This window comes from Flavobacteriales bacterium (genome assembly GCA_025210295.1).
In the GTDB taxonomy this organism is placed as follows: Bacteria; Bacteroidota; Bacteroidia; order Flavobacteriales_D; family Parvicellaceae; genus S010-51.
The window spans coordinates 23,290-29,977 of record JAOASC010000005.1; the positions used below are offsets into that span (position 1 = coordinate 23,290).

The 6,688-nt window shown below is 32.5% G+C and carries 7 protein-coding genes; 3 read left to right on the forward strand and 4 right to left on the reverse strand.

Features of this window, described 5'->3' with window-relative positions; translation table 11 throughout:
* Positions 1-477: a hypothetical protein gene (locus N4A35_01170; GenBank protein MCT4580000.1), complete on the reverse strand. Its 477-nt coding sequence runs from the start codon at positions 475-477 to the stop codon at positions 1-3.
* Positions 478-798: 321 nt separating this feature from the next.
* Between N4A35_01170 and N4A35_01175 the strand changes: the two genes are divergently transcribed.
* Together N4A35_01175 and N4A35_01180 are read left to right on the forward strand one after the other, a co-directional pair.
* Positions 799-1,725: an AraC family transcriptional regulator gene (locus tag N4A35_01175; GenBank protein MCT4580001.1), complete on the forward strand. Its 927-nt coding sequence runs from the start codon at positions 799-801 to the stop codon at positions 1,723-1,725.
* Positions 1,726-1,881: 156 nt separating this feature from the next.
* On the forward strand, positions 1,882-2,847 hold the full coding sequence (locus N4A35_01180) for an SDR family oxidoreductase (protein ID MCT4580002.1): 966 nt from the start codon (positions 1,882-1,884) through the stop codon (positions 2,845-2,847).
* Between the two features lie 111 nt (positions 2,848-2,958).
* On the opposite strand, the gene N4A35_01185 is transcribed toward N4A35_01180, so the two are convergent.
* On the reverse strand, positions 2,959-3,822 hold the full coding sequence (locus N4A35_01185; protein ID MCT4580003.1) for an alpha/beta hydrolase: 864 nt from the start codon (positions 3,820-3,822) through the stop codon (positions 2,959-2,961).
* A gap of 65 nt (positions 3,823-3,887) precedes the next feature.
* Between N4A35_01185 and N4A35_01190 the strand changes: the two genes are divergently transcribed.
* A complete protein-coding gene (locus N4A35_01190) occupies positions 3,888-4,502 on the forward strand; it encodes a TetR/AcrR family transcriptional regulator (protein ID MCT4580004.1) in 615 nt (204 codons plus the stop codon).
* A gap of 138 nt (positions 4,503-4,640) precedes the next feature.
* On the opposite strand, the gene N4A35_01195 is transcribed toward N4A35_01190, so the two are convergent.
* The gene (locus N4A35_01195) at positions 4,641-5,831 is read right to left on the reverse strand and encodes a pentapeptide repeat-containing protein (protein MCT4580005.1); all 1,191 of its coding nucleotides are present in this window, start codon (positions 5,829-5,831) and stop codon (positions 4,641-4,643) included.
* 361 nt (positions 5,832-6,192) lie between these two features.
* Positions 6,193-6,688 (reverse strand): nuclease (locus N4A35_01200; GenBank protein MCT4580006.1); only part of this gene is annotated, 496 nt, incomplete at its 5' end.

A 6,688-nucleotide genomic window follows, 5' to 3' on the forward strand; every position in this document is an offset into this window, starting at 1 on the left:
CTATTGATTTATATGGTTTAATACATATTGAGTTGTCGCTCCACTAGTATTCTCAATGTAAACTTCTGTATAAATATTTCTAAGATTAGTATAGTTACCTAAACCTAGAGTAAGCTGCTTTTTTTCTCTTGCATAACTAAGTCCATCAGCAGGTGTATAATTGTCATATTCAAAATAGCTATCAAACAAATCGTTTCCTCCTTGTGTTCTTCCTGCTTTTACATATATCTTATAAATCTCTGTTGTGTCTAACAACAATACCGAAAGTGATAATTTAAACTCCTCGTTATCATCAAAACCAGAAAAGTTTCCCCCCATTAAAGCAGGATCATTCATTAAAGCTGGATCAATAACATGGGGCGTTGTAGCCTCTAAAAAAATATGGGTATTTGAAATAAGGTGTAGGTGTTGCGCCTTTGTTTGAATAGTTACAAACACACTTATTAATGTTAGTGAAATTACTGCTATCGTCTTCATAATATCTATTTTAGTCGTGTAAGAATACGGCTTAAGAATAGTTTTATGATTTTTTGTGCATTTTTTCTATTCTACGGTTGTTTTTACTTCAATTTTGTGCTTTTGAGTGCAAATGTGATGATGATATAAAACAAAGCAACACCAATTTGAAAAAAGGAAGTAGCGTCATTTTTTTCTAGGAAACTCCTACACCAAAAAATCAGTAGCTTACATAAGCTTCTACTCAAATAGTAAAGGGATAAATTGCTAAATATGAATATCGTGTTTGATTAACTGTGAATTGTGTTTAACGCTTCAAATAAAGTATTTTAGATTTGTACTATGGGAAAGAACGATATTTTTAGAATCAAGTCTGTTACACAGTTTTATGAAGCCATTGGCAAAGGAAGACCTAACCATCCATTGATTGGAGTATTTGATGTAACCGATTTGGAAATGTCTGATGAACAGGCTGACATTTATAAAGATGTTAAGATGACATCTGATTTGTATTCTATTATCTTAAAAGATGGAAGTTGTGGAATGCAATATGGAAGAAATAAATATGATTTTGAGGAAGGGGTACTTCAATTCATTGCTCCCAACCAAATTGTAACCTCCAATGATTCACACACTCCAAGCAGTTATGGTTTTTTTCTAGTTTTTCATCCAGATTTAATTCGAAATTTTGATTTAGGTAAACGAATTAAAAAATATAACTTCTTTAACTATGGTGTTCATGAAGCTTTACACCTTTCTAAAAAAGAAGAAAACACTTTGATTGAAACCATCAATAACATTAAAGAGGAGTTAAGGATGAACATTGATAAGCATAGTCAGGAGGTTTTGGTTACCAATATTCAATTACTTCTAAATTATTCTCAACGGTTTTATGAGAGACAATTTATTACGAGAACAAACAGTAGTTCAGATGTTGTGAGTAAAGTAGAAGAGCTAATTCAAGAGTTTTATGCTCAAAAGCTTCACTTACAGCAAGGCACTCCTTCTCCAGAATATTTTGCTGAAAAAGTCAACTATTCCAACACATACCTAAGCGATTTATTAAAAAAAGAAACTGGAAAAAGTACCAAAGATCACATTGATGAGCACATTATTGAACTTGCTAAAGTCGATTTAGCACAATCAGAGAAAACGATTAATGAGATTGCATATGATTTGGGATTTAATTACCCGCATTATTTTAGTAGATTATTTAAGAAAAAAACAGGAGAATCTCCCAACGTTTACCGATCTCAATTTTTGAACTAACCAATTATTTTAGCCCCCCAATAAGTCAATCCGTTTCAACTTAATGAAACGGATTTTTTGTTTTCTGAATATTGTGTTCTATGTTCCAAATATTGTGTTCTATTGATTACTTTAATAGCTGTTACTTTGAAGTATCAAATTGAAAAACAAAATATTATGGCACATAAAAATTTAATCACCTGTGATGAAAAAACGCTTTCAAAAGACATTAGCGGGAAAGTCTATATTGTAACTGGAGCAAATTCTGGTGTAGGACTAGAAACAACTCGACAATTGGTAAAACAAGGTGCTCATGTTGTTATGGCCTGTAGAAGAGTTAATGCAGGAGAAGAAGCTAGAGCTACTTTTAAAGAGCTGAAAGGTTCTTCAGAAGTTATTGCTTGTGATTTGGCAGATCTACAATCTGTTCGTGATTTCGTTACTACTTTTAAAAGTAAACACACTCAACTTGATGGTTTAATGTGTAATGCTGGTATGGTGAACATGGAAAATAAGCCTAAATACACTAAACATGGTTTTGAATACACCTGGTCTGCTAGTTATTTTGGTCACTTTTTAATGACAGAATTGCTCTTAGATGTTTTAAAAAACACCAAAGAGTCACGTATGGCTATTATCTCTTCCGTAGTTCATGCAGGTAGCCCTAAAAACAGATATAAAGTGCATTTAGATGATTTACACCATAAAAAAAGAAAATACAACAACTTTGAAGCCTATGGAGAAGCGAAAGTAGCAGTTGTATTATATGCCAAAGAATTAGCTCAGCGACTTGAAGGAACTGGGGTAACTACAGCTTCTATTCACCCAGGTTGGGCACGTTCTAACTTTGGTAGTGGAGGAAACTTTTTTATCCGTACTCTTATGAAAGTCATACAACCTTTTGTAAAAGGTATGACTGATAGCAGTACTGAAGCAGCTCAAACATCTTTACATTGTTTACTTTCTGATGATGCACGTAATCATTCTGGAGCTTATTTTAGTCAGCACAGTGTATTATATAGAGATAAGGAATGTAAAAAAGGAGGCTGGCCAATGCAATCTCCTAATCCTAATGCGCGTGACATGGATACTGCTAGAAAACTTGTTGAAGAAAGTTATAAACTGGTAGGGCTTCAATCGTAATAAAAGTTATAAAATAAAGCAAGCTATTCTAAAGCATACCCTACATACTTTACCACTACAGCAAATTCACTCATAAACAAAATTGTCTATGGGTGAATTTGCTTTAATATTCTACCCTATCCACTCCTCTATTTTTTGCTGAATCACGGTATAGGTATCTTCCGCAGGCATATGTTTTGAGTTTTCTAATAGATGCACCTCTTTTAAATTAGAAAACAATTCCTCACTTCTTTTTGCAATTTTTTCTCCTGGAAAATAAACATCATTTTTTGCTGCAATGATATAAACAGGCGCATCAAAACCTTTTACATCTTGGGGTTTTAATAATTGAGGAATACGTGTATCTAGTTTTACACCTTTCATTATTGTACTCAACATCCTATATAAGTGGTCATTTTCAATTGGCGCAAAGGCATTTAAAAAAGACTTTAAGTGTTTTTCTTGTTGAGTAATTTTATACCTAATTAAAGGAAATGTTAACTTTTTAGTGGATTCCCAAATATTTCCATTTACAATACCACTTGGAACTACAAGAACACATCTTTCTATACGCTCTGGTTTATGAGTCATCAATTTTTCAACAATAAAAGCACCATACGATATTCCAATCACATTGGCTTTTTCTAGCTCTAAACTTTTCAAAACTTCATCCGCCCAGAGTGCAAAAGAATCATCTTTTATGTTTATGGTAAACTCTTCACTTTTTGTTGCCTGCCCAACAGTTTCTACAACATAAAAACAATATTTTTCTAAGAGCTCTTTTACCGCCTCTAATGTTATGGGGGCACCAGCATTGTAACCGTGAAACATCACGACCTTTTTTCCATTCACATTGCCCGCTTGTACCACCCTTGTTCTACCAAAACTGGTATCCACATCTATATTGGTATAGTTAATTTCTAAGCACTTTAACTTTTCATCATACAAACGCATTAATTCTTCTTTTGCTTCCTTATTCTTGTATATTGATGCCATATTTAATGTAAATTTGATTCAAAGATATTAAAAATTAGTCCAAATGGACTAATTTTGTAAAAAAGATGAAAACAAAAAATAAAATTAAGCAGCTATCTAGGGAACTTTTTAATAAAAAAGGGTTTAAAAATGTGACTTTAAGAGAGGTTGCTGATGAGCTTTCGATTAGCTACGGAAATGTAACTTATCATTTTAAGACGAAAGAACTCTTGATTGTATCCTTGTACGAAGATATGCTTCAAGAAACAATTGAAATTCTAAAGACTTTTGATTCTAGCAATCTGTTCGCTAGCATATTAGATGCTCCAACAATCACGTTTGAGCTTTCGATAAAATATTTATTTTTTTATGTAGACTTCGTCGAGATTAGGAGAGATTATCCAGCATTAGCATCGAGATTAGAACAAGACAATAGCTCAAGGAAGAAAGGCTATCTACAAATTTTAAAACAGTTACAAGTTCAAGGATTATTACGAGAGGAGCTAAACGATAATGATTTAGACTACCTAATGAATTTGAGTGGGGCAATGCGGACTTTTTTCTTTATAAACCTAACCCCGAATGACTTCCTTGCTAAAGGATTAAAAGAGCGATACGTAAGCTATGTCAACCATTTGATTTTTCCATATCTAACCGCTAATGGAGTAAAAAGATATGAAATGCACACCAATAAGCAATAGTTTATTTATCGTTGAATTCTATTTTTATTATTTCAGATTATCTAACCCCATAATAAGTAAAAACAGGAGTAACATTAGTATTTTTCACTCTACAAAAACACTGTATTTGAACTCCTCTAAAACAATTATTAACCGTTATTAATCAGAAAATATTGCTCCTCTAGAAATCGCAACATCAATCAATGAATCACTTAAATTTTTCACCCCAGTTAGAGTTGTACTTTTTAAGGACTTTATAAGACTTAAATCATTGATATCTTTAAAATCAGCCCCGGTTAAATTTGCCCCAGTAAAATCTGCTCCATCTAAAGTTGAATTCTCAAAATTTGATAGCATTAAATCAGCATTTGTAAAATCCACATTTTTTAGATGAGCATTCTTAAAATTAATATTATTTAATACTGAATTTTTAAAACTGCTCCCCTCCAAATCTGCCTGAACGAAAACAGGAGCTGTTCCGTAAACACCCGATAAATCGGTATTTTTAATATTGGCGTAATCAAAAAATGTATAACTGATGGCACAATCGCTCAAATTTGAATGATTGAGGTTGATGGATTGCAAATCACTTCGGCTTATATCAAACCCTTGAATATTTGAATAGTCGAAATTTGATCTTTTCCCAATGTTAGAAAAAGAAATTCTCATGGTAATAAGAGCAACCAATAATTGCTCCCTTTCTGGGCTTCTAATGTCTGTTTCAAGAAAATCGCTCACTCGTAAAGATCTGGTCTTAACATATTTTAATTTGTTGTCAAAAAAATCTGACAAGCTACTAAACTTACTCAAGTCCATTCTATCTGTTTTTAGAACTCTGTAAGGCCTTAATGAACGGCTAATTGAAGTTATTCTTGCTGCTGTAATATCGGACAATAGATATGGAGCTCTTTTATGGCCTCTTTTAGTGTGAATAGAATCTTTCAAACTAATAAGTCTTTCAGCTTCTCTATCATTATTTATTTGTTGCATTATAGAACTTATCTCTATATTAAGAGAAGCTCTTCTTTGGGATTCCTGAAGCTCATTTTGTATCAGCAATAAAGTATTCTGATTCTCTAGCTTTATATTGGCTTCATAAGCAAGAATCATCGTAACAATTGATATCAATGAAATTGCAATGACTGTAGGTGTTGGCTTAGGAACAAAACTCCACAATAAGGCTTTTAATGTTGAACTTCGTCTCTTATCATTTTTACCATATCGATTTCTTCGAAAAAAATTAAGCCAAACTGGTAGCAACCTATGTTCTTGCTCAAGTAACCTTGCTTCGACATTTACGATTCTTTCTTTTATCTCTTGTTCACCCATTTTTTTTATAATTACATCCAACGTTTATGTATGAAAGTTAGGAAATAAATCCTAGAGATCAATTACTCAAAGTATTATTCGATACTTTTTCTTTGTTTATAAAAAAGTGACGGCAGGGTGATTCGTTTTCATTGATAAACCATAATAGTCCAAATTCAGAAAAAGAAAATCAAAAAGCCCGATACTTTCGTATCGAGCTTTTGATTTTTAGTGACCTCAATAGAACAAAGTTCAAACTTTTTAGAGGAGGATTTGAGAGAAATTGAAGGTGTATTTTTTTAACGGTGAGCTTAAGGTGTCGTAAGGGATTGCGGCGTACAAACTTATCAAGTTACCACCCAAAATTGATGCGGGTGATATCGCTCCAAAACCACTGAAACCCTTATGCACTATACACATTGTTAGCTGCTGGGTTTTCTATTTTTTCCACAAATTGCAATTTATCCATAAATGTTGATAGTTCATTATCGTCAATGTCTATAATTACAAGATTATTCATACACCTTGTAAAACCTGTATATATAAGTTCCTTATATGTCGTTTCAAGAGTGTCTTTTTGAACTATCAGAAAAAGTGTTTTTATTTCCCAACCTTTGTAACTGTGCACAGTCGAGAATTTAGTAACACCGGAATTCATCCAAAAATGGAGTTTCTTGTTTTTTCTAATTTTATCTAATTCCTTATAGAATTTTCTAGTTTGACCATTTTTTTCCTTTAAATGGTCGTAAAATTCTTTTGTTTCAGCCATTATATAAGACTTCTCATTCGTTGCTTTTCTAAAATGGAAATCAATTTCTCGTATGGTTTCTATTGATAATGAAAGTACACAAACATCATTTGGGTGACTTCCTAATTTTGTTGAGTATGAACTTATGAAA